Source organism: Enterococcus durans NBRC 100479 = LMG 10746 (assembly GCF_001544215.1).
GTDB classification, from domain to species: Bacteria; Bacillota; Bacilli; order Lactobacillales; family Enterococcaceae; genus Enterococcus_B; species Enterococcus_B durans.
Genome location: NZ_BCQB01000037.1, coordinates 1 through 26587 on the forward strand (window position 1 = coordinate 1; position 26587 = coordinate 26587).

The 26587-nt window shown below is 37.1% G+C and carries 22 protein-coding genes, 2 pseudogenes and 1 other annotated feature; of the genes and pseudogenes, 20 read left to right on the forward strand and 4 right to left on the reverse strand.

Translation table 11 applies throughout. The features are described from left to right. Window positions 1-267 precede the first annotated feature (267 nt). The 10 genes from ED2_RS10335 (at window position 268) to ED2_RS10380 (ending at window position 13310) form a co-directional block, all read left to right on the forward strand. Window positions 268-4620 (forward strand): PolC-type DNA polymerase III, encoded by a 4353-nt coding sequence (locus tag ED2_RS10335; protein WP_025481320.1) that lies wholly within the window; start codon window positions 268-270, stop codon window positions 4618-4620. A gap of 143 nt (window positions 4621-4763) precedes the next feature. Then, window positions 4764-5237 carry a ribosome maturation factor RimP gene (gene rimP / locus ED2_RS10340; RefSeq protein ID WP_005875924.1) on the forward strand — a complete coding sequence of 158 codons (474 nt, stop codon included), beginning with the start codon at window positions 4764-4766 and terminating at the stop codon, window positions 5235-5237. A 21-nt stretch (window positions 5238-5258) separates the two neighbouring features. Beyond that, on the forward strand, window positions 5259-6458 hold the full coding sequence (nusA, locus tag ED2_RS10345; protein WP_005875922.1) for a transcription termination factor NusA: 1200 nt from the start codon (window positions 5259-5261) through the stop codon (window positions 6456-6458). Between the two features lie 23 nt (window positions 6459-6481). After that, a complete protein-coding gene (rnpM, locus tag ED2_RS10350; RefSeq protein WP_005875920.1) occupies window positions 6482-6775 on the forward strand; it encodes an RNase P modulator RnpM in 294 nt (97 codons plus the stop codon). Further along, window positions 6772-7083 carry a YlxQ-related RNA-binding protein gene (locus ED2_RS10355; protein ID WP_005875918.1) on the forward strand — a complete coding sequence of 104 codons (312 nt, stop codon included), beginning with the start codon at window positions 6772-6774 and terminating at the stop codon, window positions 7081-7083. The genes rnpM and ED2_RS10355 overlap by 4 nt, the downstream gene beginning before the upstream one ends. A gap of 12 nt (window positions 7084-7095) precedes the next feature. Further along, complete coding sequence (infB, locus tag ED2_RS10360; RefSeq protein ID WP_005875915.1) at window positions 7096-9375, forward strand: translation initiation factor IF-2; 2280 nt, start codon at window positions 7096-7098, stop codon at window positions 9373-9375. A gap of 22 nt (window positions 9376-9397) precedes the next feature. After that, window positions 9398-9745, forward strand: coding sequence for a 30S ribosome-binding factor RbfA (gene rbfA / locus ED2_RS10365; protein WP_060789787.1), 348 nt, complete (start codon window positions 9398-9400; stop codon window positions 9743-9745). Between the two features lie 614 nt (window positions 9746-10359). Continuing rightward, window positions 10360-11283 carry a tRNA pseudouridine(55) synthase TruB gene (gene truB / locus ED2_RS10370; RefSeq protein WP_016176459.1) on the forward strand — a complete coding sequence of 308 codons (924 nt, stop codon included), beginning with the start codon at window positions 10360-10362 and terminating at the stop codon, window positions 11281-11283. Window positions 11284-11287: 4 nt separating this feature from the next. Next, window positions 11288-12223, forward strand: coding sequence for a riboflavin biosynthesis protein RibF (gene ribF / locus ED2_RS10375; RefSeq protein ID WP_016176460.1), 936 nt, complete (start codon window positions 11288-11290; stop codon window positions 12221-12223). 301 nt (window positions 12224-12524) lie between these two features. Further along, entirely contained in the window at window positions 12525-13310 is a 786-nt protein-coding gene (locus ED2_RS10380; protein ID WP_016176461.1) for a glucose-1-dehydrogenase, read from the forward strand. Between the two features lie 200 nt (window positions 13311-13510). On the opposite strand, the gene ED2_RS10385 is transcribed toward ED2_RS10380, so the two are convergent. From ED2_RS10385 to ED2_RS10395, 3 genes are all read right to left on the reverse strand, one after another. Further along, the gene (locus ED2_RS10385) at window positions 13511-13972 is read right to left on the reverse strand and encodes a helix-turn-helix domain-containing protein (RefSeq protein WP_005875905.1); all 462 of its coding nucleotides are present in this window, start codon (window positions 13970-13972) and stop codon (window positions 13511-13513) included. Between the two features lie 400 nt (window positions 13973-14372). Beyond that, window positions 14373-15731: a branched-chain amino acid transport system II carrier protein gene (gene brnQ, locus ED2_RS10390; protein ID WP_016176462.1), complete on the reverse strand. Its 1359-nt coding sequence runs from the start codon at window positions 15729-15731 to the stop codon at window positions 14373-14375. Between the two features lie 136 nt (window positions 15732-15867). Further along, window positions 15868-16108, reverse strand: a binding site (T-box leader). 75 nt (window positions 16109-16183) lie between these two features. Then, a complete protein-coding gene (locus tag ED2_RS10395; protein WP_016176463.1) occupies window positions 16184-17701 on the reverse strand; it encodes an AcpB/EbpR/MafR family transcriptional regulator in 1518 nt (505 codons plus the stop codon). A 167-nt stretch (window positions 17702-17868) separates the two neighbouring features. On the opposite strand from ED2_RS10395, the gene ED2_RS10400 reads away from it, so the two are divergent. From ED2_RS10400 to ED2_RS16415, 8 genes and pseudogenes are all read left to right on the forward strand, one after another. Next, on the forward strand, window positions 17869-18387 hold the full coding sequence (locus tag ED2_RS10400) for a hypothetical protein (RefSeq protein WP_005875899.1): 519 nt from the start codon (window positions 17869-17871) through the stop codon (window positions 18385-18387). A gap of 105 nt (window positions 18388-18492) precedes the next feature. Then, entirely contained in the window at window positions 18493-19059 is a 567-nt protein-coding gene (locus tag ED2_RS10405; RefSeq protein WP_016176464.1) for a hypothetical protein, read from the forward strand. 8 nt (window positions 19060-19067) lie between these two features. Further along, on the forward strand, window positions 19068-19361 hold the full coding sequence (locus tag ED2_RS10410; RefSeq protein WP_005875895.1) for a hypothetical protein: 294 nt from the start codon (window positions 19068-19070) through the stop codon (window positions 19359-19361). A gap of 116 nt (window positions 19362-19477) precedes the next feature. Continuing rightward, complete coding sequence (locus ED2_RS10415) at window positions 19478-21472, forward strand: hypothetical protein (protein ID WP_231373181.1); 1995 nt, start codon at window positions 19478-19480, stop codon at window positions 21470-21472. Window positions 21473-21842: 370 nt separating this feature from the next. Further along, on the forward strand, window positions 21843-22442 hold the full coding sequence (locus ED2_RS10420) for a hypothetical protein (RefSeq protein ID WP_005875891.1): 600 nt from the start codon (window positions 21843-21845) through the stop codon (window positions 22440-22442). Between the two features lie 118 nt (window positions 22443-22560). Beyond that, complete coding sequence (locus ED2_RS10425; RefSeq protein ID WP_016176466.1) at window positions 22561-22974, forward strand: NUDIX domain-containing protein; 414 nt, start codon at window positions 22561-22563, stop codon at window positions 22972-22974. Between the two features lie 71 nt (window positions 22975-23045). Continuing rightward, the gene (locus tag ED2_RS10430) at window positions 23046-23780 is read left to right on the forward strand and encodes a hypothetical protein (RefSeq protein WP_060789788.1); all 735 of its coding nucleotides are present in this window, start codon (window positions 23046-23048) and stop codon (window positions 23778-23780) included. A gap of 235 nt (window positions 23781-24015) precedes the next feature. Next, a pseudogene (locus tag ED2_RS16415) lies at window positions 24016-24135 on the forward strand (DUF3788 family protein); the annotation flags it as partial. 117 nt (window positions 24136-24252) lie between these two features. Here ED2_RS16415 and ED2_RS10435 read toward each other — a convergent pair. Further along, window positions 24253-25116, reverse strand: a complete 864-nt coding sequence (locus ED2_RS10435) for a GNAT family N-acetyltransferase (RefSeq protein WP_016176470.1) — start codon at window positions 25114-25116, stop codon at window positions 24253-24255. A gap of 736 nt (window positions 25117-25852) precedes the next feature. On the opposite strand from ED2_RS10435, the gene ED2_RS10440 reads away from it, so the two are divergent. Both ED2_RS10440 and ED2_RS16420 read left to right on the forward strand, forming a co-directional pair. Further along, a complete protein-coding gene (locus tag ED2_RS10440) occupies window positions 25853-26257 on the forward strand; it encodes a hypothetical protein (RefSeq protein WP_016176471.1) in 405 nt (134 codons plus the stop codon). Between the two features lie 231 nt (window positions 26258-26488). Continuing rightward, window positions 26489-26587: pseudogene (locus ED2_RS16420) on the forward strand (zeta toxin family protein); the annotation flags it as partial.

Here is a 26587-nt window from a genome sequence, read left to right on the forward strand (position 1 = left end):
GAAATTTCCGAAAAACCTGACTTTTGGACGCCGTTTATTTGAGAGAGGCTGGGACAGAAGTGTTTAACTCCGAGAAATAAGAAGAATGAACGAAAATTTGAAAAAGCAGTTTTCATGGATTTTTTCTTGTTCTTTTAGGCACCCCACTTTTGTCACCCTTATTTTTTAATGTAAAATCAATAAAAAACGAGTATACTAGATAGTACTGAAAAAAGAAGAGAACAAAAAAGCTTTTTAATTGTTTCTCATCAGAAAGGGCGTATGGTTTTGTCAGAAAAACGAGAGTTATTTGAAAAACTACTGGAACAGATCCAACTGGAAGAAGCGGATAAACAGCATCCTTTGATTTCTTCTGGCGAAGTGGAACGAGTAGTCGTTCATCGTAAATCACGCTTATGGGAATTTACGCTACACTTTTCTCAAATTTTACCGATCATGCTTTATCGTTCGTTAGTGCAACATGTGACATTGGCCTTTCATGATATTGCACAAGTAAAACTAAATATCAAGGCAGAAAATCAACAATTTGACGAACAGTTGTTACAAGATTATTGGGCACAAGCGTTGGAAAGCCAACAATGTGATACACCTCTTGCACAACAAGTCTTAAAAACACAAGTTCCAATACTAAAGGAACATAAAATCATCTTGCCTGTCGATAGTACTGGCGCACTCAGCTATTTGAAGCAACAATATTTGCCATTAGTAGAGTCTTTATTTGTCAGCTACGGATTTCCTAAATTTAGGATCGAGCCAGAAGTAGACGAGCAACAAGCAGAACGTGTGTTAAAACTGTTTGAAGAACGGAAACAAGAACAAGCAGAAGCCTTTATGAAGCAAGCGGCAGAAAGCTTGATCGTCCATGAACAAAAGAAAAAAGAAAAGAAAGAGCAGTTGCCTGCTTTAGACGGACCAATCCAATTGGGACGAAATATTCCTACGGATGAACCAACTACACCAATGGTAAATATTGTAGAAGAAGAGCGTCGTGTGACATTAGAAGGGTACGTATTTGATAAAGAAGTACGTGAGCTTCGCTCAAAACGAAAAATCTTAACCTTGAAAATCACTGATTATACGTCGTCCTTCATCGTCAAAAAATTCTCAAACAATGAAAAAGATGAACAAATATTTGAAGCAATCAGCACAGGTAGTTGGTTGAAAGTCAGAGGGAGTATCCAAGAAGATACCTTTGTTCGTGACTTAGTGATGAATGCACAGGATATCGTAGAAGTGAAACATGCTCTACGAAAAGATTATGCGCCAGAAGGTGAAAAACGAGTAGAGTTACATGTCCATAGTAAAATGAGTACGATGGACGCAACAAATAACATTTCGGATATCGTAGCTCAAGCAGGAAAATGGGGCCATCGTGCCATTGCCATTACAGATCATGGCGGCGCACAGGCATTTCCTGAAGCACATAGCGCAGGGAAAAAAGCTGGCGTGAAAATTTTGTATGGGGTAGAAGCAAATGTTGTGGATGATGGCGTGCCAATCGCCTACAATGATGTGCATGAATCCTTAAGTGAAGGAACCTATGTAGTATTTGACGTGGAAACAACGGGGCTATCTGCTGTTTACGATACGATCATCGAACTAGCTGCGGTTAAGATGTACAAAGGAAATGTGATTGCTAGTTTTGATGAATTCATCGATCCAGGCCATCCACTTTCACGAACAACTGTTGATTTGACAGGGATTACCGATGAAATGGTACGTGGTTCAAAATCGGAAGAAGAAGTTTTACGACTGTTTCTTGAATTCTCAAAAGATACTATTCTTGTAGCGCATAATGCGGCGTTCGATATGGGATTTTTAAATACAAGCTATGCAAAATATGGCATACCAGAAGCGCCTAATCCCGTAATCGATACGTTAGAGTTAGCTCGCTATCTCTATCCTCAATTCAAACGTTTCGGGTTGGGTGTACTGTCTAAGAAATTTGGTGTCAGTCTGGAACAACATCACCGGGCGATTTATGATGCAGGAGCTACTGGTCATCTTGCATGGATCTTTATCAAAGAAGCGATGGAAAACCATGACATGTTTTACCACGACCAACTGAATGCACATATCGGGGAAGGAGACTCCTATAAACGAGCAAGACCTTTCCATGCAACGTTACTTGCGAAAAACCAAGACGGGTTAAAGGACTTGTTCAAATTGATCTCGATGTCTAACGTGGAATATTTTGAACGTGTCCCACGAATCCCACGATCACAATTAAACAAGTTACGTGATAACCTATTGATTGGCTCTGCCTGTGATAAAGGCGAAATCTTTGAAGCGATGATGCAAAAAGGAGTCGAAGAGGCAAGAAATCGTGCGAAGTTTTATGATTATATCGAAGTGATGCCAAAAGCAGTCTATGCACCTTTGCTAGAACAAGAATTAGTAAAGAATGAACGTGATCTAGAGGAAATTATTCAAAACTTAGTTGAAATAGGGAAGTCATTAGATAAAATAGTGGTGGCAACAGGTAATGTCCATTACTTAAATGAAGAAGATGCGATTTATCGTAAAATCTTGATCAATTCAATGGGAGGAGCCAATCCATTGAACCGTCACAGTCTACCTGATGTCCATTTTCGAACAACAGATGAGATGTTGACAGCTTTTAACTTCTTAGGCGAGTCTCTTGCAAAAGAGATCGTTGTAGAAAATACAAATAAAATCGCAGATAGCTGTGAAGAAGTCATTCCTGTGAAAGATGAACTTTACACACCGAAAATCCCTGGTTCTGAAGAAGAAATCTCTGAATTGAGTTATACCAAAGCCAAACAACTGTATGGTGATCCTTTACCAGAGATCATTCAAAAACGTTTGGAAAAGGAATTGAATTCGATTAACGGGAATGGGTTCTCCGTTATCTATCTGATTGCTCAAAAACTCGTACACAAAAGTAATGAAGATGGCTATTTAGTTGGTTCGCGTGGATCGGTAGGCTCAAGTTTTGTTGCGACGATGACTGGGATCACCGAAGTTAATCCTTTAGCCCCGCATTATTATTGTCCAGAATGTCAGTATTCTGAATTCTATGAGGATGGGACATATGGTTCTGGGTTCGATATGCCTGAGAAAAAATGCCCAAAATGTGGTGCTCGATTGAACAAAGATGGACATGATATTCCTTTTGAGACGTTCTTAGGATTTCATGGTGATAAAGTACCCGATATCGATTTGAACTTTTCGGGAGACTATCAAGCAGAAGCCCATAATTATACGAAAGTATTATTTGGAGAAGAATATGTTTATCGTGCTGGAACGATTGGTACGGTAGCAGATAAAACGGCTTATGGCTTTGTTAAGGGCTACGAAAGAGACCATAACCTGCAATTTCGAAGTGCAGAAGTCGATCGCTTAGCCAAAGGAGCCACTGGAGTCAAACGAACGACTGGTCAGCATCCAGGGGGGATCATCGTTATTCCTGATTACATGGATGTTTATGATTTCACCCCCATCCAATTTCCAGCAGATGATCAAAATTCTGAATGGAAAACGACCCACTTTGATTTCCACTCGATCCATGATAATGTATTGAAACTTGATATTCTTGGACATGATGACCCGACTGTTATTCGGATGCTCCAAGATCTATCTGGGATCGATCCACAAACGATCCCTACAGATGATCCAGAAGTGATGCGGATATTTGCCGGACCGGAAGTCTTGAACGTGACACAAGAACAAATCAACTCTAAAACAGGTACACTAGGTATCCCCGAATTCGGGACTCGTTTTGTTCGTGGGATGTTGGAAGAAACCCATCCAACCACTTTCGCTGAATTACTGCAAATCTCTGGACTCTCTCATGGGACAGATGTTTGGCTTGGAAATGCGGAAGAATTGATCAAACGTGGGGATGCGACACTAGCGGAAGTAATTGGTTGTCGGGATGACATCATGGTCTATCTGATCCATGCCGGATTAGACAGTGGGATGGCATTTAAAATCATGGAAACAGTGCGTAAGGGACTGTGGAACAAAATCCCAGATGAACTTCGTGAGACATATTTAAATGCGATGAAAGAAAATAATGTACCAGATTGGTATATTGATTCTTGTTCAAAAATCAAGTACATGTTCCCGAAAGCCCATGCGGCTGCGTATGTATTGATGGCATTACGTGTAGCATATTTTAAAGTATATTTCCCTATTCTTTACTATTGTGCGTACTTCTCTGTTCGTGCCGATGATTTTGATCTTGTTTCCATGTGCAAAGGAAAAGATGCAGTCAAACAAGCCATGAAAGAGATCACAGACAAAGGAATGGATGCCTCTGTGAAAGAAAAAAATCAATTGACAGTACTTGAATTGGCCAATGAAATGTTAGAACGCGGCTTTAAATTCGGGATGATCGATTTGTATAAATCAGATGCGGTCAATTTTGTAATCGAAGGAGATACATTGATTGCGCCATTTCGTGCTGTACCAAGTTTAGGTACCAACGTGGCAAAACAGATTGTCGAAGCAAGGAAAGATGGTCCGTTCTTATCAAAAGAAGATCTGGCTACACGAGGAAAAGTATCCAAGACTTTGATTGAATATATGAATGACAATGGCGTATTAAAAGACCTTCCTGACGAAAATCAATTGTCGCTTTTTGATATGTTATAGTAGGCAACAGCGAGCTTGCTTGTCATTTCAGAGAAATTATGGTATAGTTATTTATAGGTAATGATACTAACTGTGAGTGAGCGGATTTTTCGCTCACTCTTTTTAATGGAATTACGGATTCAATTTTTAAGGAGGCGAAATTCTTGAGTAGCGTCGTTGAAACAGTCACAGAAATGGTGACTCCGATTTTAGAGGAACAAAATTTTGAACTTGTAGAAGTAGAGTTTGTGAAAGAAGGAAAAAGTTGGTTCTTGCGAGTATTTATTGATAAAGATGGTGGAATCGATATTGAAGAATGTGTCTATGTCAGTGAAAAATTAAGTGAAAAACTCGATGCAGTAGATCCCGATCCAATCCCACAAGCATATTTCCTAGAGGTGTCATCTCCAGGAGCAGAACGTCCGCTAAAAAAAGAAACAGATTATGAAAAAGCACTAGGTGAATACATCCATGTGTCTTTCTACCAACCAGTGGATGGAGAAAAGCAATTTGAAGGATTTCTTCAGTCATTTGATGCTGACCAGCTTACATTGAAAATACGCATAAAAACACGGGAAAAAGAATTGATTCTTGACCGAAAAAACATTGCCAAAGCTCGCTTAGCAATCCAATTTTAATCACGGAGAGGAAACAGAACAATGAGTAAAGAAATGTTGAACGCGTTAGATGCATTAGAAGCTGAAAAAGGAATTTCAAAAGAAATCGTAATTGACGCTTTAGAAGCAGCTTTAGTTTCTGCATATAAACGCCATTATGGTCAAGCACAAAACGTAGAAGTAGAATTTGACCAGAAGAAAGGGAAAATCCACGTCTATGCAGTGAAAGAAGTGACAGAAGAAGTCATGGATTCACAGTTGGAAGTATCATTGAAAGATGCACTTTTGATCAATCCAGCATATGAAATCGGCGACACGATCCGATTTGAAGTTACACCAAAAGATTTTGGCCGCATTGCTGCGCAAACAGCGAAACAAGTAATCTTGCAACGTGTGAGAGAAGCAGAAAGAACAATTATCTATAATGAGTTCAGTGCATATGAAAAAGATATCATGCAAGGAATCGTTGAACGTCAAGATAAACGTTACATTTACGTGAATCTTGGAAAAATCGAAGCAGTGTTATCTAAACAAGATCAAATGCCGAATGAATTCTATCAACCGCATGATCGGATCAAAGTGTATGTTTCTCGAGTAGAAAATACCTCAAAAGGTCCTCAAGTTTTTGTTAGTCGTAGCCATCCAGATCTTTTAAAACGTTTGTTTGAACAAGAAGTACCAGAAGTATACGATGGTATCGTTGAGATCGTCAGTGTCGCAAGAGAAGCGGGTGACCGTTCTAAAGTTGCTGTACGCTCAAATGATGAAAATATCGATGCAGTAGGAACTTGTGTTGGTCCGAAAGGGCAACGTGTCCAAGCAATCGTCAATGAATTAAAAGGTGAAAACATGGATATCGTTGAATGGGACGAAGATCCAGCAGTATTCATCGCAAATGCATTGAACCCAGCACAAGTCATGGATGTCATCTTTGATGAACAAAATCCAAAAGCTTGTACAGTCGTTGTTCCTGATTATCAATTATCATTGGCAATCGGTAAACGTGGTCAAAATGCACGATTAGCTGCAAAATTAACGAACCATAAGATCGACATCAAGTCAGAGTCAGACATGGCTGCATATTATGAAGAACAAGCAAATAAAACTGAAGATGCAAGTGATGAATCAGTGGCAGAAGCACATGATGAAGCAATCATCCAATCTGATTTGACAGATGACGAATATGAAACAATCGCGTTCAACGATGAAAAAACTATCGAAGAAACAGACCAAGATGCTTAACAGATAGCTTAGGAGGCAAAGAGATGAAACAAAGGAAAATCCCTTTACGCAAATCTGTCGTTTCAGGTGAAATGAAACCAAAAAAAGAGATGATTCGTATTACTCGTTCGAAAGAAGGAGAAGTATCAATCGATCCAACTGGGAAAATGCCAGGACGAGGCGCGTATGTCTCACTTGAGCCAGATGAAGTACAACAAGCTTGGGATAAAAAAATTCTCGATCGAGCACTTGAAACGAGTTTGACTGATGAATTTTATCAAGAATTATTAGAGTATGTTACACACCAAAAAGCACGAAAAGAGCTATTTGGTAAATGAGAGAAGTCAATCGGCAAAAAGCCATGAATCTCATTGGATTAGCGATGCGCGCTGGCAAACTAGTCACGGGCGAAGAGCTAACGATTGCAGATATCCGCAGAAACAAAGCCAAAATCGTCTTTGTCGCGAATGATGCAAGTGAAAACACGAAGAAAAAGATTAAAGATAAGAGTTCATACTATGAAGTTCCTTGCTTTGAGCTATTTTCTGAAGCGGAAATCACGCAGATGATCGGAAGACCTCGCAAAGTATTTGGGATCCTGGATAACGGATTTGCGAAGAAAACCAAGGAGCTAATTGAAGGTTAGGAAGGTGATTGCATGAGCAATAAACGAATTTATGAACTAGCAAAAGAAATGAATAAGTCTAGTAAAGACCTTGTGGAAAAAGCACAGAAGCTCGGTATTGATGTGAAAAATCATATGGGAGTCATCACAAGTAGTGATGAAAAAAAACTGCAACAAGCATTTAAACCACAAGGAAATAAGCATACAGCACAGCAAGAAAGCCAAAAACCAGCCAAAAAGCAGCCGAACGATCAGCCTAAAAACGAAACAAAACCAAAACAACAAAAAAATAACCGCAACTATCAAGATCGCGGTCAAGGGAGCGGTCAAGTGAATCAAGGAAAAAACCAATCAACAACTCAAAACCGAAATAATAGTGGAGGCGCTACTAACCAAAATCGCCAAGGTGGAAATCAAAGCCAAAACAGAAATACAAACAACAATCGCGGAAAATTCAACAATAACAACCGCAATCGTTTTAATAAAAAAGGAAAAAAAGGCAAACAACAGACATCAAATAAACCAGCTGTACCACCACGTAAATTCCGTGAGTTACCAGAAGTATTAGAATATACTGAAGGAATGAATGTGGCAGATATCGCTAAAAAAATCCATCGTGAACCAGCTGAGATCATCAAGAAATTATTCTTGCTTGGTGTAATGGTCAATCAAAACCAATCCTTAGATAAGGATACGATCGAATTATTAGCAACAGATTATGGGATGGAACCTCAAGAAAAAGTTCAAGTAGATATCGCAGATATCGATAAATTCTTTGAAGCAGAAGAAGTAAATCCTGAAAATCTAGTATCTCGTCCTCCAGTTGTAACTATCATGGGACACGTTGACCACGGGAAAACTACGTTACTTGATACCTTACGTCATTCACGTGTAACAAGTGGAGAAGCTGGCGGGATCACGCAGCATATCGGTGCCTATCAAATCGATATCGACGGCAAACCAATCACATTCTTAGATACACCAGGACATGCGGCGTTTACAAGTATGCGTGCGCGTGGAGCAAGTATCACAGATATCACGATTTTAGTAGTCGCAGCTGATGATGGTGTGATGCCACAAACAGTGGAAGCCATCAACCATGCAAAAGCAGCCGGTGTGCCAATCATCGTTGCTGTGAATAAAATCGATAAACCAGGTGCGAACCCACAACACGTCATGCAAGAATTAAGTGAATATGAATTGATTCCAGAAGCATGGGGCGGAGAAACGATCTTTGTTGAGATTTCGGCTAAATTTGGCCAAAATATCGATGAATTGTTAGAAATGATCTTATTGGTTGCTGAAGTTGAAGATCTTAAAGCTGATCCTACACAACGAGCAATCGGTACAGTTATTGAAGCCCGTCTTGACAAAGGAAAAGGACCTGTAACTACATTACTTGTCCAACAAGGAACATTGAATGTCGGGGATCCGATCGTTGTAGGGAATACCTATGGACGTGTACGTGTGATGAACAATGATCTAGGCCGCCGTGAAAAATCTGCCGGTCCAGCAACACCAGTTGAAATCACTGGATTAAATGATGTACCACAAGCTGGTGATCATTTCGTTGTATTTGAAGATGAAAAAACAGCTCGTGCTGCCGGTGAAGAACGTGCAAAACGTGCGTTATTGGAACATCGTGCTGCTACAAGCCGTGTCACATTGGATACTTTATTCGAAAGCTTGAAAGAGGGAGAATTGAAAGATGTCAATGTGATCATCAAGGCTGATGTACAAGGTTCTGCCGAAGCATTAGCAGCATCATTGAATAAAATCGATGTAGAAGGCGTACGTGTGAAAATCGTCCATTCTGCAGTTGGTGCGATCAATGAAAGTGATGTCACACTTGCTGCTGCAAGTAATGCGATCATCATCGGTTTCAATGTTCGTCCTACACCACAAGCGAAGAGTCAAGCAGATGCAGAAGAAGTAGACATTCGTTTGCACCGTATCATCTACAAAGCAATCGAAGAAATCGAAACAGCGATGAAAGGCATGCTTGATCCAGAATTTGAAGAAAAAATCACAGGCCAAATGATCGTTCGTGAAACATTCAAAGTTTCGAAAGTCGGAACGATTGCAGGAGCATACGTGACAGAAGGCTATATCCGCAGAGATAGCGGTGTACGTGTCATTCGTGATGGAATTGTTATCTATGAAGGCCAACTTGCCAGCTTGAAACGCTTCAAAGATGATGTAAAAGAAGTGAAAATGGGCTATGAATGTGGCGCAATGATCGAAAAATTCAACGACATCAAAGTAGATGACGTCATTGAAGGATTCATTATGGAAGAAATCAAAAACGACTAAATGAATAGGGAGGCCGCTCAATATGGCAAACTATCGTGACCGCCGAGTCGGTCAAGAAATTTTAAAAGAAGTAAATGATATATTACGTAAAAAAGTACGTGATCCTCGTGTTGAAAATGTTACGATCACCGATGTTCATGTAACTGGAGATCTGCAACAAGCAACGATTTATTATAGTATCTTATCTGATCTAGCATCGGATAAGAAAAAAGCAAAAGAAGGCTTAGAAAAAGCTAGTGGCTTGATTCGCCGTGAATTAGGGCATAACTTGAGTATTTATAAGATACCTGAATTGACTTTTGAACTTGATGAATCAGTTGTCTACGGCAACCATATCGACCAATTATTACGAAACTTGAATAAAGACTAGATCTTACTCGTAAAGGCAAGTCTGTTCAATATTAAAACCGTTATTCACCAAGTTTAGATACCTGGTGAATAACGGTTTTTTTGCTATATTTTTGGCTATCTTGTTGAGGAGAAGAGCAAAAAACTAATAAGCTACGTATAATGATAAGTATTTATTAAAAAAAGGGAGTGTGGGACAAAAGTAAGAAACGCTTTTGTCTCATACTTTAAAAACGAATAAACGGTGGGAGCAGAAGCAACTCCTTCTGTCCTAGCCTCAGCTTAAATATGAATAAACGGTGGGAACAGAAGCATCTTTTTCGAATAGAAGAGCGATTCAGCACTTCTGTTCCGACCTGACTGGATCATTTCATCAACGCTAAAGTCTAGGGGAAAGATTATTTGCCTGATAACCATCCATATAGCCAATCAAAAGGTACAAAGAAAAAATTTTCCATAGTGTTCCCTCCTTTGATTAAAGCATACCATAGTAGCTATTTACATGATGATGAAGATTTATTACAGTTGTATTGCTAAAGAATAAAAACCGTAGAGAAGCGATTCAAAGTCGTTAGCAAATACATTTCATGTGTTATAATTGTACAGTTGATACCTCAAATGAAAAGGAGAAAAATTATGGATGGGTTATTACCTTTATGGAAAGAACGTGGCATGACCAGTCATGACTGTGTATTTAAATTACGAAAAATTTTACATACGAAAAAAATCGGGCATGGCGGAACATTGGACCCTGATGTAGATGGTGTTTTGCCGATTTGTATTGGAAAAGCGACGAAAGTCATCGAATATTTAACAGATTCAGGTAAAACATACGAAGGCGAAATCACCCTAGGCTTTAGTACAACTACCGAAGATCATTCCGGAGAAAAAGTAGAGAGCAAACGTGTGGGTATACCTTTAGAAGAAGGGCAAATAGATGCTGCGATGGAGAGTTTTGTTGGAGAAATCACACAGATTCCTCCGATGTATTCCGCAGTAAAAGTGAATGGCAAACGACTTTATGAATATGCCAGAAATAACGAAACAGTAGAAAGACCAGTGCGCAAAGCCCAAATCTATCGTTTTGAGCGAACAAGTGATATTCATTGGAATGAAACAGATGGGCTATTGTCTTGGCGTTTCGAAGTAGAGTGCGGCAAGGGTACCTACGTCAGAACATTAGCTGTTGATACAGGGAAAAAACTAGGCTATCCTGCACATATGTCAGATTTGACTCGTACAGCTAGTGCCGGAATGAAAAAAGAACAGGCAATTACATTGCAACAAGTAGCATATTACATGGAAAGTGGAACGATAGAAGCGCATCTGCTGCCATTGGAAGTTGGGGTTGCTCGCTTCAAACGGGTAGATATCAGTGATGATGTATGGCAGAAGGTTAAAAATGGGATGCGTCTTGAATACAACGTCTTTCAATTAGATCGTATGCCCACAGAGGAAATTGCGCTTTTCTATCGTGACCAAGTCGTGAGCATTTACCAACCGAACCCTAAAGAAAAAAATAAATTAAAACCAAGTAAAGTATTGAGAAACGAGGTATAAAAACATGAAAATCATCAAAATCAGACATCCCTATCAAATGGATCAAATCCCTAAAGAGGATGTTGTATTAGTATTAGGCTTTTTTGATGGTGTGCATAAAGGACATCAAAAAGTAATACAAACAGGCAAAAAAATTGCGGAAAAAGAAGGATTAAAGTTGGCATTGATGACTTTCAATCAACATCCTTCAATCGTTTTTAAAAAAATCAATCCCAGTCAGGTTAAATATTTGACGACATTAGCACAGAAAGAAGAAAAAATGGCAGCGTTAGGCGTTGATTATCTCTATGAAATTGATTTTACTTCTTCGTTTGCACATTTAGCACCACAAGATTTTGTCGATCAATATATCGTGGGACTACATGCAAAGTATGCTGTTTCAGGTTTCGATTATACGTATGGTCCAAGAGAGATTGCAGATGTTGCGCACTTGCCACAGTACGCTAAAAAGCGATTTGAAGTTGTGACGATCCCGAAGGAAGAAAACGAAGGAGAAAAAATAAGCTCCACGCGCATACGTCACTTATTAGATAATGGCAAATTAGAAGAAGTCACTAAGCTTTTAGGATCAGTTTATGAAGTAGAAGGTGTAGTCGTACATGGTGATGCTCGTGGTCGTTTGTTAGGATTTCCTACAGCTAACGTGAAAGCCAAGAGTACCGTTCATCTTCCTAAAGAAGGAGTTTATGTCACTGAGATCAAAGTTGGCGATACTTGGTATAGAGCAATGGGCTCGATTGGGCATAATGATACCTTTGGCGAGGGTCGTGAATTGACTGTTGAACTGTATATTTTAGATTTTGCACAAGATATTTATGGGGAACATGTCACTATCCGTTGGAATCATTTTCTGAGAGATCAAGTGAAATTTTCGAGTGCGGAAGCTTTGATCGACCAATTAAAAGCAGATGAACAAGCGACAGCGGACTATTTTAACTAAATTTTAGGAAGAGAAACTAGGACAGAAATGGTTCATTCTGAGAAAAATGAGTCTCAAAAATTACTTTTCATTCTTTTGTAGATTGTTGACTTATTTTTTGAAGGAAAAACTCCTTCTGCCATTTATTCATATTTAGGGTGTGAGGCGAAAGTATTTATTTCTTTTGTTTCATGCCTTTTTTTGACGTACAGCATATTATTGGTGCAACTATTCGTAAGCGTATTGTTTGCTTGAAATGGTAGGTCGTATAGTACACTTTAAATAAGTTGATCATAAAAGATCAAGAAGGGTGGAAATATAGATGTATAAAGATCTTGAAAACAAGGTAGCCGTAGTAACTGGTGGTTCAAAAGGAATCGGAACAGCCATTTCAGAACGTTTTGGTAAAGAAAAAATGAAGGTCGTTGTCAATTATAATTCAGACAAAGAAGGAGCAGATGAAGCTGTTGCTGCAATCAAAGAAGCAGGAGGAGAGGCAGTTGCTGTTCAAGCAGATGTCAGCACAGAAGAAGGAATCAATCGCCTGTTAGAAACAGCGCTCAACAAATTCGGGCAACTGGATATTTGGGTAAACAATGCAGGCATGGAAAATCAATCTGCAACTCATGAACTAAGCTTAGAAGATTGGGAAAAAGTTATCAAAGTGAATCTAACAGGCGTATTCTTAGGGACAAAAGCAGCGTTGAATTATTTTAAAGGCGAAACTCGAAAAGGAAATATCATCAATATGTCTTCCGTTCATGAACAAATTCCGTGGCCAACTTTTGCCCACTATGCTGCATCAAAAGGTGGAGTCAAATTGTTTACGGAAACTGTCGCTATGGAGTATGCCCCAGATCATATTCGAATCAACAGCATTGGTCCGGGAGCCATAAAAACGCCAATCAATGCGGAAAAATTTGAGGATCCAAAGCAAAAAGAAATACTTGAAAACATGATACCGATGGCACGAGTTGGCCAACCGAAAGAAATTGCCGCTGCTGCTGCTTGGTTAGCTTCTGAAGAATCTAGTTATGTTACAGGGATCACCTTATTTGTGGATGGTGGTATGACCTTATTCCCTTCTTTCCAAGGCGGGAAAGGCTAAGAATAGTAAGATATGGGAAATCAATCTTGCAATAAATAGCTGAGGTCCTAAAATGTTCTTCTAGCTAAAGTCGTGTTTAATCTATGTTGATGATTTGCTCACACGAGGGGCGATCAAAAGCAATTGCTGACCAGAGTATAAGGAACTAGATCTGTGTCAGCAATTGTTTTTTGCAGTATTTCTTGCAGTATTTCTTCTTGTTAAGAACTTGCCATTTTTTTCAAGGTAATCGATGATTGTTTTTGGAGTAATTTGTAGATCCAATGACTAAAGTTCATCACATAATTGAAGTTGCCCCCAATGGTTAGTTCATAGTGGTTCTGTTTGAGGTGTTGATAGTGAAGTAGACGCTCTTTTTTATTGGCATAGACATCTAGATGATAAGTAAAAACAGTATCTTTAAACTTTTGCATTGCATAAAAATCAGTAGTGACAAGTGAAAATCTTAATGTGACAGGAGCTTCAAAAATCTGCTTGTTTTCTTGGTCTTGGTTGGTCTCTTCGACGCCATATAAAAAATCATATAGATCTTGTTCGGTAAAACGCCATTTACCACCTGCTTTAGTTCCGTGTAGTTTTCCTTCTTGTAAATAATTTCGAATAGAACGCGTTGTCACATTTAGCTGTTCCGCAAGTTCTTGTACGGAATAATAATCTTTCATATATCTCTCTCCTAATAGTTACCTACTAAATGGTAGATATTTTTGATAACTGACAATAAAAGGTCAAGCTATCACATTTATTTATTCATCAAATATTCTGTATCATTTTTCATTGTATTCACGTAATAGATAAAAAATTGCTCCTTATTAAAATAGTATAGGGTTGCTTAGCTGTGTATCTTTGAAGATACTGAAAAATAGAGAAGCAGAGCAAAAGAGAAAAGGAGTGTGGGACAAATCTAAAAATCAGTTTTGCCACAGATTCTAACTCCGAATAAACGGTGGGGGCAGAAGCAACTCCTTCTTAAATAAGCCGAAATTCACAAAAATTTGAAAATCAATTTTCGTTAATTTCTTCTTATTTCTCGGAGTTAAACACTTCTGTCCCAACTTCTTTATTTTATTTAGATGAAATCGTTTTTTGATACGAATAGTTTTTTTCAAATAGACAAAGAAGCAACCCAAGAATGAATCCTGCGAAAGTAGGAAGAATAAAGCCAAGCCCATTCGCAGCAAATGGGATCGTATGTATATACCAAGAAGTTAAAGCAGAAGTGAAAGAGTTTTGTACGGGTAAAGCTTTGATTCCATCTAAAAGTGCTGGAATCACTGTGAAAAGTGTCGTCATTTGATAAACGATCTTGCGATTCTTGAATAAACTAGAACAAAGAGCTGGCAATATCATTGCCATCGCCAAAGGATAAAGGAGCATCAAAAATGGCATTGTCCAAGAAATGATCGTATTCAAACCAAAATTAGCAGTAGTGAAAGAGAGAATCGTAGTGACACGAAGCCAACCTTTATAACTAAGTATAGGGAAACGAACTGAAAAATCTTGAGCAAATGAGGCAATCAACCCGATAGCAGTAGTGAAAACGGCTAAAATCGTCATTGTTCCCATCAGTGCTAAGCCGGCTTTTCCAAAATAAGCTTGAATGATTTGGGTTAATGCAATCCCACCATTTTCAGAAACAGTGAATCGTGTAAGAGACATTGAGCCTAAAGCGATGATTCCTAAGTAAATCCCGCCACATAAAAGCATAGCAAGAGAGCCAGTTTTGATCGTATTTTTGGCAATTGCGTCTTCTTTATGGATCCCCATACCTTGGAGTGAACGAATGATCGTAACACCAAAAGCTAGAGCAGCCAGTGCATCCATTGTATTATAGCCTTCTAAAAAGCCATTCGTAGTGGCGCCATGTTGGTAAGTAGCGATGGGTGTCCCGTCTAGTGGTCCAAATGGGGAGAGGAAGGCAACGATGAATAAAAGAAATAAGATTATTAAAAATAAAGGATTTAACCACTTCCCAATTATTTTAAGTAAATTTGATTCATGAATTGATAGATAATAGGCAAGACCAAAAAATATAGCAGAAAAAATCAATAAACCAATCGTTGAATATTTAGCAGGTAAAAAATTTCCTAGGCTAAATTGATAACCTAAGGCAGCAGTTCTCGGCGTAGCAAACATTGGCCCTAAGGCAAGATGATTCATAACCAGAAAAGTAACGCCATACCATGGAGAGACATGCTTCGCAAAATCGTATAATCCAGTCGATTTCGTTTTACTTAGTGCAACGAGTGCAGCTAAAGGCAATAATGTTGCACTAAGTAAAAAACCGATACCAGCAGATAGCCAATGGTCGCCAGCAAGCTGTCCTAAATGTGCTGGGAAAATCAAGTTTCCTGCGCCAAAAAACATACCAAAAATAAGTGAAGCAACTAATAATAATTTCTTTATAGATAATTTTTCCATCATAAAAACCCCTTGTCTTTTTAGTTAAAAATGAGCAATGTGATTTTTGATGAGACTCGATCATCCTTGCTAAGATACATATCCATCTTCCTTTCTGTGGGTGGTAAATACAAAAAAGCCCGTTGGAATAATAATTATTCCAACGGGCAATAGTCAATTGCGGTACCACCGTTTTTTTGTTTGAAAAATCAAACAATCTCTCAGCGACTCATTAAAAAATTAAGCGCATTATCCGATAACGGGGATCACCGTCACAAACTTCTTACGTCACCTGTGCATCTCCAGAGCTACTTTCACTTATAGAGGAAATACGATTTCACACCACCCAATCGCTCTCTTTATCTCCATCTATCAGTTACTCTCTCTATCAATGATTTTTTGTCATTATAGCTGTATTATTATGCAGTGTCAAGCTTATACAGAAAAAAATCTGAAAATTACAAAAATATATTCCTCTAATATTTATAAATGCTGTTGTGTTTTTGAAGTTTTAGAAAATCATGGTTCCAATGATTGTTTACGATTTGATTGTAAGAATGCAAAATATTTTTAAAGTCTTCAGGAGTAGGATTGGAGTGGATAGAAACGACTTCGCACTCTGTTAGATTCAAAGATGGAAGATCAGTAACCAGTAAATCGTAATTATTCGCAGAGTGACATACTTCAGACAGTGTAAGGTGATTCAAAGAATGGATATCCAAGCGAAACCCTAGATGGAATTGGAGATCATTTTTTAGAAAAAGGCTATGTTCATAGCTTGTATTAAAGAATAAGCCTGTCTTCACTTTAGGTGCGATCGTTTCTAACTGTTCAGATAAACTGATCCAAGAAGTAACCAACATGAATAAATATTTATTGATAACGGAAGTATCTAGATAGATCACTAACTGTTCTTTCATAAGTGATTCTTTGATAATCGTGCAGATCCGTTGGGTAAAACTAGAATAGTAGTTATTTAATTGGCTAAAAAATTCTTCATTGGGATTATACAAAATCGTCGCAGGCCCCCAAACATAGGTGGTTGCATTATATAAATAAAGCAATAGGTCATTTTTATTCTCCACCGTCAGCTTTTCTTGCTGTTCAATGGTATTCAATAAATCTAAGAGAGCAGATCTAATTTGATTATTTTTTTGAGATTTTATCCGCAGTTCTTCAATCGACCAAGCAAAATTTTGATTGAAAAAGACATAAAATAGTTGGTAAGTGATTTGAGGAGTTACAGCTATCTTATATTTTTCATATATTTTACTGCATACTTGATGGGACAATTGGAAATCTTTTCTGACTGTTTGCTTTGTTTGGCTAGTAAATAGATGACCTTTGCGAATCCGTGAAAAGCAAATAAAGAGCATGATCCGAAATTTATTGCGATACGCGTATACTTGTCGTTGAGGAACAAACAATTCTGGATAGTAAGAAAAGAATTCTTCATAGATTTCATCGAATAAATCCAGTGTATCACTAGTCATGAATTCATCCGACACCCCGTATTTCTCAGTGAAAAAACAAAAGAAAAACCAGCAGATTTTTCGTTCATCCCCAACGATGTCTAGTTGACTCGAGTCAACTGATAAACCACAGGGAGCAAGTAGTTGATTAAGTTCAGCAATTTTCCTCTTCAATGTTGAGGTACTAAAAAAAAGCTTGTCAGCCAGTGAGGTGAGATTAGGATAATGATTGATAAAGATTTCTTCCAATAATGTAAAACGCAATGATTGTTTATACAATTTCGAAAAAATAAAGAAGCCGTTTTGCTGTGGTGGCAGAAACAGACGTATTCCTCGCTGTTGGCTACTATTTATTTTTGCAGGCAGAATATACTGGTTGATTTCACTGATATTTTGACGAATCGTAATTTCAGATAATCCTGTTGTTTTTGCAATATCTCTGATTTTTTCCCATTTTCGGGGTAGTAAGTAACTAATGATTAAATAATGTTTCAATAATTTATTTTCCAACAATTTTTCCATAACTTTCCTCCTATTATCATCTAACGATAGTTTGAAAATGAACTCGCGCGACAATAAATATTGTTTTATAGTTATTTTTATCATCGTTGGACAAATAATTATACAGGTAAATCCAACATGATTATAACAACAGAGGGAGCGAAAAAATAGAGGAAAGGTAGAAAAAGTTGGGAAAATTCAGAAAAGTCAAACGAATAGTCTTGGTTCTATTGTGTAGCTGCTTTATTGGGGTGGCATGCTACTACTATTATTTCATACATTACACAAGACCAGTCGTTGTAGCAAATCAAAAAAACGGGGCAGAATCTAAATATGTCAAAAACATGTCTGATAAAGAATTTTCGGCTTATTTGCAAGGGCAAGCAGACAAGAGTCAATTTCGCTTAAAAATGGAATCGGATATGTTTTTTGAGAAAGCAGACAAGGTGGGGAAAGTCACGATATTAAACCCAAACAGTAACCATTATGCAATTCGCGTACAAACAACAATCGAAAACCAAGAAGCGATTATCTATGATTCAGGAATAATCAAACCGAAACAGTTTGTCGAGAATGGTGAATTGAAAAAGACCATACCACAGGGTGTTTATAAAGTGAACCATCATGTTATTTACTATGAACTTACAAATCTAAAACAGAAAGTCGGCGAAACAGTTATCGTGGGCCAGCTTGCAATCAATCAGTAGTTTTAGAATAAATGGAGGAAAATAAAGTGAAAAAAGTAAATTTAATAAAAGTTACCGGCGTACTACTGTTCAGTAGTTTTGCAATTTTGAGTGGAACAAAAGGTTATGCGTATGAGAATGGTCAAAAATGATCCTAATACGCAGACACAAGAAATCAAAAAACAAGATTCTGCGACCTTGCCAGCAGAAGGAACATTTCAAGAATTTGATCCAACGAAACCAGTTGATCCATCTCTACCAAATCCAGGACCCACAGATAAAGCTTGGGTAGATGTAGAAATTCCTACAAAAATCTTATTTGGACAAACGGATATTAGCTCAGGTATCATCTCACCAAATTATGAGATCAAAAATCTTTCATCCAAAAGTGTTGAAATAGCAATTATGGATTTCAAGGATCGTGCAAAACCCGCCACAGGAAAGTCGGATGCTGAAAAAATCAGTGATCAGCTTACCCTGGATTTGAAAAATGTGACAAGTAACACAGTTGTTCCTCTACACACAACTGACGCGAAGAATCCAGCCCAATTTCCTGCAGATTTAGGTGCCATCACCACACAAGGAGAAAAACTCGTTTTTCAATTGACAGGAAATGTAGCAAAAGGATTTCAGTTTAGTCAAACAGCGATCCAACCGCAGTATGATATGGTTTTGAAATTTGAAGTAAAATAGGAGCAATAATGAAAAAGCAAAAAGGAATTTTTTCAGTGATGAGCTTACTTATTTTTCTTTTTTTGCACCCTTCCTTCAGCTATGCAGAATCAGTAGAGTCCTATAGAGATATTCCTGTTGAAGGGATCATCGGAAATCCTTCTGTAGTAAAAAATGAACCATTAGTTTCAGAGTTCATTTCCAGAAATACATTTCCAAAACTGTTCGAAGTTACAGGAAGTACTACTGTCCTTTCTATTTTGGGCATATTGTTAGTGATGATCGTAATTGATATTTGTTGGATAAGGAGGAACAATCAATGAATTAAACAAAAAAAATAGGCTTAACCCTCTTTTTCGTGTTGTTTTTTTGCTGTTCCTTTTCTACAGATAGTTATGCAAGTGATTCAGGAAGTACTGCGAGAGAAGTGGCACAGGATGTGACCGAGTCCCAATGGCAGATGATGAAGGGTTATTTTTCTCAAACCCCTGTTGCTGCGACAGAAGGATATACGATAGGAACAGATTTTTCACCTGATTTTGAGCAAAGTTGTCAGTATCATGAACGGAATGAATACAATTATACAGGTTCTGCTAAACGGATAATTACGAAAGTCACTTCCAGTGATCCTGATACACTCGAAGTTAGCTATTCCAATCATACTATTCAAATGAAACGTGGAAAAGGAAACAACGATCACGTACTGGTCACGATCGAATACCATTTGGAATGGAGCTTCCGAGTACAAGAAAAGGTTCTTGGCACATGGTGGAGCGTGAACGATCAAATTGGCTCAACTGGGACATTTACAGATTCTATAGACGTTACTGTGGAACGAATACAGTTTACTGTTACACCAAAATCTACCAATCGAATTGAATTGAATCTCTATGATCCCAAAAAGATAGACCCACTGACATTTGTAGATTATTCTGGAAATACAGGCCCCGTAACGAGTTACATGCAGGAAAAACCAGATGATAGTAAATTAGGAGCTACTCAGGGGAAGTTTGTCTTTTCAGATACTAAATACACTCAGGCAGTAGTCATTCCCTTTACCGTAGTAGACACGACCCCACCTACTGGAAAATTGAAAGACCCCTTGACTATGGAACTAGGAACATTGCCTAATCTTGTCGATCTTTTCGACTATGAACCATATGATAACGATTGGCAAACGGTGGATATTCTATCATCTTTTGATTTTAAACAGTTAAAAAAAGGAACACAGCCAATCCAATTGATTCTGGAAGACCAGTCAAAAAATCAAGCAAAATTGACTAGTACGATCGAGGGAGTGGATACGACTCCGCCAAACGTAGCAACAAAGAGTGCAACAATTGAATATGGCGGAAAAATCGATCCAAGTGACTTCATTGTTTCTGCTACGGATAATGATCCCGATGGTGGGATTGCATACTCGTTTGAAAAGCAACCAGATAGGTATCAAAGTGGTACGCAAGAAGTCACCATTCTTGCTACAGATGCATCAAAAAACACAGTAAAGGTGAAAGCAAGCTTGATTGTCAAACCTGATATAATTGCCCCAAGTGCAGACGGTATTTTACAAATGGTTCCGCTAAATGGATCTTTGCCAACTGACCCACTGACGACAGTGACCAATCTAAAAGATAATGAAGATGTGACAAAACTTTCTTGCAAATATCTTGTACTTCCTGATACCTCTAAAATAGGCTTAACCAGTACAACCGTAGAAATAGCAGATCGAAATGGCAATAAAAGCCAAGTAAAGGTGGGTGTATTTGTTTATGACAATCATAGTATATACGATAAACAATATGTCCTAAGCGCACAAAATTTTACACTTTATTCTAATGAGGTCGATGGAAAGACGATTGATGAAATTATACTAAAAAAAAGTAAAGCAAAAGCGTGGGATATATCCTCAGGAAAAGAAAAATCAGACATCAAAGTAATCAAACAGAATGTCCAAAATAAATTCGGCACATACACCGCAACATTAGCGATAGGGCAATTGACACAGACGATTCAGATCAATGTATTGGACGCCAAAGAATTGATCGATATTTCACTTCCGCAAAAAGTGATCTTCGGTTCTACGGATATCCAACAGGGGACCGTGAATTCACCCAAATATGAGATCGTCAACCATTCTACTGTACCTGTGGATGTTCAAATCGCTCAAATCAAAGTTGATCCAGCTTCCACTATTCCCTTGCTAGATCAGGCATCTTCGCCGGAAGAAAAAAAAGCAGGTGTAGAGTTAAAATTAACCACATCAGAAGGATTTCTCAACCAATCATTTGCAGTTGATACGACATTAAAACAAACGTTAGGAATTTTACATGCGCAAGAAAAAGGTAACTTCATCTTTTCAGGAAATTATTATGGTTCCTATAAGAAAACTGCACACTGTAACTTCACGATAATCTTCAAATTTGAAGCACAATAAAGAGAGTCAGGAGGATTTTTTCTTCTGACTCATTTTTTAGTCACAACGTTTGATGGCTTTGAAGAGAGGCGCAGTTAATCATATTGGTTGATTCTGTCATGGATGACCGGCGCGGTGGCGTTACCCTTGAATGAGCGTGACTACCAAAATAGACAGAGTACGTAAATCTCACTAAGTATCAGGTACTGTTCGGTGAACTTTTGTTAGAAGAGGCAGGTGAGATGTTTGGAAAAATAGGAGTATTTCACGATTCATTGATAGACAGCGAGAATAATATAGTAGTTCAATATCTATCTTTATTGAAAAGGATTTATCCTAAGTATTAGGGTATACTTTAAGTAGTGCAATCTATAGAATACGGAGGACTTTTATGAACCAAACATCATTTTCTAGGAGAATCATTCAATCAGCAAGTATTTTTTTTGGCACTTTTTTTCTCGCTCTTTTTATTGGCCAATATTTTTTATCCGAAGGTTTTTTAAGAGAGTATAATACGGGTGGAAATATTACCTTTTCTTCAAATCTATTTTTTAGTATTCTCCAGATTTTTCTTTTTAATCTCCTGTCGATTTTAGCTATCATTGTAGCTAATTTATTTTCCAAAAGAAAAACCGCTGAACAAGCCTATAGAGGTTCTGGCTTTCTCGTACTATTTGTTTTAGGCACAATTTTTGGGTTGACACTAGGCTCTAATTCGTTTGGTGTGGTGAGAGAGAATGCGGTGCTATCCCAAAAATTATTCGATCTTTTTAAACTCACGCAGTATTCCGCCCTATGGGAATTTTCAGCATTGATTCTGGTAAATAGTGTTACGATAGATAAAGGAATCCTTCTGACAACAGGGAAAAAAACACATGTACGTTCTTTCAGAGAAATAAGCTATTCTTCTGCTGAATTAAAGATGCTATCACTCGCCTTTTTGTTTTTACTTGTAGGGGCAGTTGTGGAAAGCCGCTTACTAACAAAGTAATTAGGAACTGCTGCGTATTGTGATTCAGAACAAGGGTAACTTTATGTGTCACGAATGTTGATTTTCATCATTTTACGATCAAAATTTAGAAAAATAAGTGGAATAGACAGGAGAGAACATGAGGAAAAAGAGTATTGAATGTTGGATATACAACCGAATAGAAAAACAATTTTTGTTACTTTTAGTTAGTAATTCTGCTGTTACTTTTTGGCAACCTATCACAGGTGGAATCAAACGAAATGAATCGTCTGAAAATGCTTCTATAAGAGAAATATATGAGGAAACAGGGATTATAGTGGAACATAATTGTATTTTTTCAATTGGAAAACATAGTGTAGCGATAAACGCTGATTTAGTCATCGACAAACAGTTATATTTAATGGTTACTACCGAAAAAGATGTGAAAATATCAAAGGAACATGCGGATTATAGATGGGGAAAGGCAGAAAACATACCTGATAATTTAAAATGGAAAAATAATATTGAAAGCTTCACACACTCACTTAAGTTAGTTCAATCTTTTTTTGTTTAATTAAATCGCACAAATAATAAAATTTACGTTAAAATAGACGAAGGTAAATGAGTTAGAATGGAGTCTACAGTATGAAAAAAAATGGCAAAAAAGAGTATTTATATACGTCCTTGATCATAGTAATAGCTTTTTTTTCAGTGAGTATTTTCTATTTTTTTAATAAAATAAAACAAGAGGATATAGTAAAAGAGGAGAGCAAAACAATAAATATCATTAACTATTCTCAACTAGATGGTTATTATTTAGGATTCATGAAAAATGCAAATAGTGATGATCCAAAGCAACTTGTTTTTTTTAGACTAGACAAGGTTCGTCCTAAAGATGCGCAAACCCCTCAAGCAGATATTACATATCAGGCTATTGATCCTTCCGTAAGTGAAGATATTTCCTATGATTTTCTGACTAGTGAGCTGAATAAAAAAGCCCCTGAAAAATTATTGGATTCTCTTGCGGTGTTTGGACAAGGACCTCTTTATTGGTGTAAAACGACTGAAATATCGGAAGCAAGCAAAGAAGCAGCGGCTTCACTTTACACAAGTAAAAAAAATGATAAATTAAGTTTGATCATAAGCTACAGTGGGAGTAATGAACCAAATCTAAGTTCTTTTTCACTAGCTAAGGTCAACAAGAATAAGATGAACGATAAAGGAATAGCAAGCATAAAACAATATTTATTGAATCCAGAAAAAAACGAGCAATCGTTATTAAGTTATTATGGTATATTTGAACTCGATAAAGCTATAGCGATGGTGAATCAAGGAATGTTTCGCTATATCGGGGTAAGAGCTACGCCAATTTTTGATTAACAAACGGAAGACGTTGACATTTTGCTGTAAACTATCTATAGTCAAGATGAGAGAGATTACTGGGTTGAATATGATGAAACAAAGGGATAACCCTAAAATCAAAAAAGAGGTCGAGACAAAAGTCGTTAAGGTTTGAGAAATTTGAGAAAAAAACGAACAATACGTTATTTGTATTGCTCGTTTTTTTGAAATTTCCGAAAAACCTGACTTTTGGACGCCGTTTATTTGAGAGAGGCTGGGACAGAAGTGTTTAACTCCGAGAAATAAGAAGAAATTCACGAAAATTGCTTTTCAAATTTTTGTGAATTTCGGCTTATTTCCGAAGGAGTTGCTTCTGCTCTCGCCGTTTATCCGAGAGTCTATAGCAAAACTGATTTTTAGATTTGGCCCACATTCCTTTTTTGTACAAATCGGACAATTCAAGCTATAAAACAACTAAAAAAATGGTTACATAACTTGACTCGATACGAAGCTAGTTAGAATGTTCCCATAAGTAGAACGCCGAAGATTCTGTAAAACCAAGCTGATAATAAAAGGGTTGACTAGACAAAACAATTGCCCTTTTCGCTCCTAGTTCTCTTGAACGATTCAAGGCTTCATAAACCACTGCCTTTGCCAATCCCTGTTGTCTGCAACGGGGAATTGTCACAACTGGTTCAATATACGCCGTTTCGCCTTCTGTATACCATATCCCACAATGCGCAGTGTATTCTAAATGATCAAAAGCGAACACTTTTAATTCACTATTGAAATGAGGACTAGACATGAAGTAGTGTTGCGCGCCTTTCACTGGTTCGCCTTCATCTTCAAATCCTTTATGGATAACTGATTGATAACTGTCTTTATCATAAATAAAGTCTTTTGGTGAAATAAAGTAGCTATCTGGTACATGATAATCGCGTTTGTCTGTTAATGTAATTTGTAGTACATGATCTTCCAGCCGTATTCTTTTGAAATTTTTTTCTTGTACTATTTTTGCCAAAAGCCAATCATTTGAATTCACTTTGATCGGAATACGATCATCACTCTGTTCAATTAAAATAGCAACCATTTCTCTAAACAGCTGCTCATCACCATTATGCACAAAATAATACCTATCAGCATAAAAAGTATCAAAGAGAACTAAACCAACAACCGTTCCTCGTTGATTTTTGAATACCGTAAGCCGATCAAGCTTATTTTCTTCTAATAAAGAATGACCTATCATCCATTCAAATCGTGCCCAATGAAAATGTTCATTGAATCCGCTATCGCAAAACGCTAATAAAAATTGATGGATTTCATTATATTGTTCATCGTACCTGGCATGATTTTTATATTTTTCTACTCTATACACTTATTTATGCTCCTTTACAATCTGTTCTTCGTTTTTGCTAGCCCCTTTGCTAATTATCTTTTAATTATTTTATCATCAATTGTTAATGCTGTCAGTTTCTTACATTGTATGAAGAACTACAACATCGGTTTATGTGAATGATAGAACATTGCCAAACATATCGAGGGTAATGATTAAGTTTTGCTAGTCTTATTCAAACAATACATCCTCTACTAAATAACAGATTTTGTAGTGATTTAATCGGGTTAGTAAACATTACGTTTTCGAAATCCATTTCATGATGATCCCAACTGTCTCCATTTTTTCAGGAAATGTTTTCAACAGAAGTTCTTGCTTTTTTTCGCTCTGCTTTATCTCATTCAGAAACTTTTTGTGTAGGAATCAAAATAAAATCAACTCATTTGAAAAATCAAAAAACGAAGATAGCTATGCTACAATGAGCATAAAAAGGGAACGATGTAAACAATTCACTTTTACAACATCATGAAAGACGGCGGTAAAGTTGACAGCGTATCAAAGTCAAAGTTCCAATAAATGAACCAAAATGGGCATGGGTGCCAACACTGTTCCAACAAGCAAAAGGTGACTACTATCTTGTCTATGAGTGGCGTTCAGGTGTAGTCAATGATGGGGTTGTAGTTACTAACTAGTGAAAGGAGAAAAAATTGCTGAATTTTTCTGAGTTATTAACCAAGTATGAAGATTCTTTTATATATGTGGATGAACGAAAAAAATAATGGATGTTTTGAAGCAAATCGTTGATATAGAGGAAAAGCCGATTGATTTTTTTCTAAAAAAGCGGATTGAATTATTAACAATAAATGTCGTGAATTCGATCTATTATAATCCGACAAGAAATGTATCAATAAAGCTTTTTAATGTGATAAACAATGAAAAGAGTAAGAAATATTACCAACAAGCATCCAAGTTTAATAATAGGACAGATTCGTTGTTTGAAGATGAGCAAATATATGTCTTTATCGACAAATCAGTGGGGATAGTCGAAACAAACAGTTTACTTTTATCTTCTGATGTTCGTATATTATCTGGTATTACACACGAAAATGTTGCAAAAAAAGATATCTATTTTATGGATTATGTTTCTGCATTTGAACAGAAAAATGAAATAAATCAATATTAGTTATAAAAATACTATTGGGTCGTGAAATCTTATTCATTGGTCCAGTGGTATTTTTATATCTTTAAATCCACAAAGAAAGATGCCGGTTTGATATGAACTAAATAGAAAAAATAAAAACTGTAAAAAATTATTTTATTATAAATTTAGTCATTCTTCTGGATAAAATAACCATTATATTTTTTAGAAATATCGTATAATTAGTATAAATAAAGGAGAAGAAAAGAAGATGTAATTTTAGAATCTAAAGATAAACATTTAGATTATGCTAAGGTCAATAAAGGTGGGTTTATTGAAACAATCATCAATGGGGAAATCCCTGATGATGAAAAA

Excerpts from the sequence above, each read along its gene's own strand:
- infB (WP_005875915.1), top strand. The coding sequence starts at position 7,096 with ATGAGCAATAAACGAATTTATGAACTAGCAAAAGAAATGAATAAGTCT.
- ED2_RS10385 (WP_005875905.1), bottom strand. The coding sequence starts at position 13,972 with ATGAAAGATTATTATTCCGTACAAGAACTTGCGGAACAGCTAAATGTG.
- truB (WP_016176459.1), top strand. The coding sequence starts at position 10,360 with ATGGATGGGTTATTACCTTTATGGAAAGAACGTGGCATGACCAGTCAT.
- rbfA (WP_060789787.1), top strand. The coding sequence starts at position 9,398 with ATGGCAAACTATCGTGACCGCCGAGTCGGTCAAGAAATTTTAAAAGAA.
- brnQ (WP_016176462.1), bottom strand. The coding sequence starts at position 15,731 with ATGATGGAAAAATTATCTATAAAGAAATTATTATTAGTTGCTTCACTT.
- ED2_RS10405 (WP_016176464.1), top strand. The coding sequence starts at position 18,493 with ATGCGTATGAGAATGGTCAAAAATGATCCTAATACGCAGACACAAGAA.
- ED2_RS10420 (WP_005875891.1), top strand. The coding sequence starts at position 21,843 with ATGAACCAAACATCATTTTCTAGGAGAATCATTCAATCAGCAAGTATT.
- ED2_RS10430 (WP_060789788.1), top strand. The coding sequence starts at position 23,046 with ATGAAAAAAAATGGCAAAAAAGAGTATTTATATACGTCCTTGATCATA.
- ED2_RS10355 (WP_005875918.1), top strand. The coding sequence starts at position 6,772 with ATGAGAGAAGTCAATCGGCAAAAAGCCATGAATCTCATTGGATTAGCG.
- ribF (WP_016176460.1), top strand. The coding sequence starts at position 11,288 with ATGAAAATCATCAAAATCAGACATCCCTATCAAATGGATCAAATCCCT.
- ED2_RS10380 (WP_016176461.1), top strand. The coding sequence starts at position 12,525 with ATGTATAAAGATCTTGAAAACAAGGTAGCCGTAGTAACTGGTGGTTCA.
- ED2_RS10440 (WP_016176471.1), top strand. The coding sequence starts at position 25,853 with ATGGATGTTTTGAAGCAAATCGTTGATATAGAGGAAAAGCCGATTGAT.
- ED2_RS10425 (WP_016176466.1), top strand. The coding sequence starts at position 22,561 with ATGAGGAAAAAGAGTATTGAATGTTGGATATACAACCGAATAGAAAAA.
- ED2_RS10395 (WP_016176463.1), bottom strand. The coding sequence starts at position 17,701 with ATGGAAAAATTGTTGGAAAATAAATTATTGAAACATTATTTAATCATT.
- nusA (WP_005875922.1), top strand. The coding sequence starts at position 5,259 with ATGAGTAAAGAAATGTTGAACGCGTTAGATGCATTAGAAGCTGAAAAA.
- ED2_RS10410 (WP_005875895.1), top strand. The coding sequence starts at position 19,068 with ATGAAAAAGCAAAAAGGAATTTTTTCAGTGATGAGCTTACTTATTTTT.
- rnpM (WP_005875920.1), top strand. The coding sequence starts at position 6,482 with ATGAAACAAAGGAAAATCCCTTTACGCAAATCTGTCGTTTCAGGTGAA.